This window comes from Ventosimonas gracilis, assembly GCF_001580025.1.
Lineage (GTDB): Bacteria > Pseudomonadota > Gammaproteobacteria > Pseudomonadales > Pseudomonadaceae > Ventosimonas > Ventosimonas gracilis.
In genome coordinates, this window is sequence record NZ_LSZO01000106.1 from 1 (window position 1) to 3209 (window position 3209).

Consider the following 3209-nt stretch of genomic DNA (forward strand, 5'->3'; position numbering starts at 1 on the left):
AAGGTTGTACACATTGGCTGCATGCTGCGCCTAGTCTGGCGAAATTTTGAGCAGCAGCGCGGCTCGCGTTTGAAGCGGGAACAGACCCTAATTAATTGCTTGGGGCGAGAAATGCTTGGGGCGAAAGCCCAGTAGTGCAAGACTGCCGAAATAAGCCAAAGCACCACCTGCCACCAGTAACGCAAGGCGAACTAAACGCTCAGCCATGGTTCCCTCTGCCCAAGGCGGCAATAGCGCGAGCAAGCTCAGCAGCGCCGCGCTCATCAGCACCAGTGCCACGGCCAGTTTGGCCAAAAACGACCACCAGAGCGCTTGCGGCTGGTACAAATTGCGCCGCCGCAGTTGCCAGAATAACAGTCCAGCATTTAGACAAGCCGCCAGACTGATGGAAAGCGCGAGCCCCACATGCGCAAGCCCCAACCCCCAAACCAGCAACAGATTGAGCGATTGCGTCGCCAGCAGACTAATCAGCGCGATACGCACCGGCGTTTTAATGTTCTGCCGCGCATAAAAACCGGGCGCGAGGATTTTCACCAAAATCAGCGCGAGCAAGCCAATGGCATAAGCGATCAGTGCTTTTTGTGTCATCAATGCATCGCTGGCGCTGAATTTTCCGTACTGAAACAGCGCCACGGTCAAAGGCTCGGCCAGCAACACCAATGCCAGCGCACAGGGTAGCGCGAGCAAAAAGCACAGTCGCAGTCCCCAATCCAGCAAACGCGAATAGGCTGCCGGGTCGGCACTCGCGTAAGTTTTGGCGAGCGACGGCAGCAAAATCGTACCCAGCGCCGCGCCCAGCACGCCGGACGGCAACTCCATCAAGCGATCGGCGTAATACATCCAAGACACTGAACCTGCCGCCAAAAAAGAAGCGAAAACAGTATTGATAATCAAAGAAATTTGGCTGACCGAAACGCCCAAAATGGCCGGTCCCATCTGCCGCAGCACGCGCCAAACGGCGCTGTCACGAAAATTAAGGCGTGGCAAAACCAGCATGCCGATACGCTTTAAATAGGGCAGTTGCCAAGCCAGTTGCAGCACCCCGCCGAGCAGCACGGCAAAGCCCAGTGCCAATACGGGCGGATTAACATGCGGGCTAACAAACAGTGCACAACCAATCAGACTGAGATTAAGCAGGCACGGCACAAAAGCCGGTACCGCAAAACGATTCCAGGTATTGAGAATGGCTCCCGCCATCGACGATAAAGAAATCAATAAGATATAAGGAAAAACCCAGCGCAGCAGTGAAGTGGTCAGGGCAAATTTTTCTGCGTCACCGGCAAACCCCGGTGCACTCAACCAAACCAGACAAGGTGCAATCAACACGCCAAGCAAGCTGGTTAGCGCCAGTGCCAAGGTCAGCAATCCACTGATATAGGCAATAAAGGTACGACTGGCCTGCTCGCCGTGCTGCGTTTTGTATTCGGCCAAAATCGGCACAAAGGCTTGGCTAAACGCCCCTTCAGCAAAAATCCGCCGCAGCAGATTAGGCAGCCGAAACGCGACAAAAAACGCATCACTGGCCATGCTCGCACCAAACATCCGCGCTATCAGCACATCACGTACAAAGCCCAGCACGCGCGACAGCATCGTCATCGAACTGACCGTCGCCAGCGTTTTAAGCAAATTCATTGAGGATTGATCATTAAAAGGGTGAGTTTTGAGCGAAAAAGGGCTGCCATTTTGCAGGCAACTTGTGTAAATTGCAGCCCGCGCCGGATTAGCTCAGCAGGTAGAGCAGCGCACTCGTAACGCGAAGGTCGTAGGTTCGATTCCTATATCCGGCACCAAAATAAATTACAAATCAATAAATTAAAGAATTTATGAGGCGTTTTGGGGCTTGCTCAGTTTCCCTGCGCTCACTTAAGCGCTTTTACGCCGCTTCATAAGCTAGTCCCGCTACTCGTCTTCGGTCAGTTTCTGCCCCGAAGTTTTGCGCCATTGCTCAGCTTCTCCAAGCAACTGGGCGAGCAGGGCGGTGCGGGTTCTTTCTGCGCCGCGTTTTCGGCTGCAGGGCATTTTTATGGCGAGTATTCAGAAGGTTGTAATGCTGTTTTCTGCTGAGCTGCACTCGACCTTGGACTGCCGCTCATCAACGGACTACGAAAAGGTGATGCTCAATTAGTAAAATCACGCCATCACCTGTACGGAAAAACTTGACCACGAAGTGTAGAGCGTTGTTCCCGAGCACTGTGACCATTTATTGAGCGCTGGTGAAAAGCAAAGCAATCAAAGGATGATGATGCTCTCGTTTCCCGTACATTAAGCGAGAGTTTAATGCTCGACTTATAAGCTTTTATTGAATGATAAAAACATTTGGGGAAGCCGCATAAAGCCACTTCCCCAAACAGGACATAAAATCGTCAATTTAATGCAGGCTGTCAGTTTTTACCAAACAACGCGCGCAGCCGGAAATTAGCCTTGGCATAGCCCTGCATGGCAGAAGCCTCGAACCAGATTTTGGCATCTTTAAGCTTCTTTTTCAGGGTATATAAGATGCCCATATTGTATTTGGCGGTTGCATTACCCTGATTAGCCGAAAGTTGGAACCACTTTAAGGCAGTATCCAGATTTTGCTGGATACCTTGGCCGTTTAAATACAAAGTACCCAAATCGTTTTGCGCATCCGCATCACCGCGACCCGCCGCACGCTCAAACCATTTTCTGGCTTCGACCGGGTCTTTTTTTACATACAAGCCATTCAGATACATATAACCGATACGGTATTCTGCTTTTGCATTACCTTTTTTGGCTATGGGAAGCCATTTCCCATAGGCAGCCTTGTAATCCTTTTGATAAAAGCTGTGCAGACCGGAACGGTAGTCAGGGTCTCTGGCATCCTTGATAAGGCTGAAGGTTGCCCAGCTTAAATTAGGTGCAAGGAAAAGAAATGCCGCCAATAGCGCGCTGAAATAAACTTTCGATTTGCTGCTTCCCATGATAAACACATCCATTTATTGCTAACAGGAAAATAGTAAGTAAGGTCATGAGGTCACAACGACTACCATTACTGCGAGCAAAACGAATGACTACTGGGCAAAACGATGCGAAACGACTATCCAGTGCGACCAGCGAGGGATGCTACGCGATTTTTATACGCTGAACAAGTGCGCATGTCATGCTGTCAGTGATAAGTAATCTGTCCGCATCAGTAGCAAATGAACTGTCCGGTTTTACTGACCGCCGAGGAGGTGGTCATGAAACGGACG

The 3209-nt window shown here is 50.7% G+C and carries 2 protein-coding genes and 1 tRNA gene; 1 reads left to right on the forward strand and 2 read right to left on the reverse strand.

Features of this window, described 5'->3' with window-relative positions:
- Positions 1-87 precede the first annotated feature (87 nt).
- Positions 88-1632 (reverse strand): murein biosynthesis integral membrane protein MurJ, encoded by a 1545-nt coding sequence (gene murJ / locus AXE65_RS04655; protein WP_068388768.1) that lies wholly within the window; start codon positions 1630-1632, stop codon positions 88-90.
- Positions 1633-1714: 82 nt separating this feature from the next.
- Here murJ and AXE65_RS04660 point away from each other — a divergent pair.
- Positions 1715-1790, forward strand: a tRNA-Thr gene (locus AXE65_RS04660).
- A 591-nt stretch (positions 1791-2381) separates the two neighbouring features.
- Here AXE65_RS04660 and AXE65_RS04665 read toward each other — a convergent pair.
- The gene (locus AXE65_RS04665; RefSeq protein ID WP_068388771.1) at positions 2382-2939 is read right to left on the reverse strand and encodes a tetratricopeptide repeat protein; all 558 of its coding nucleotides are present in this window, start codon (positions 2937-2939) and stop codon (positions 2382-2384) included.
- Positions 2940-3209: the final 270 nt, after the last annotated feature.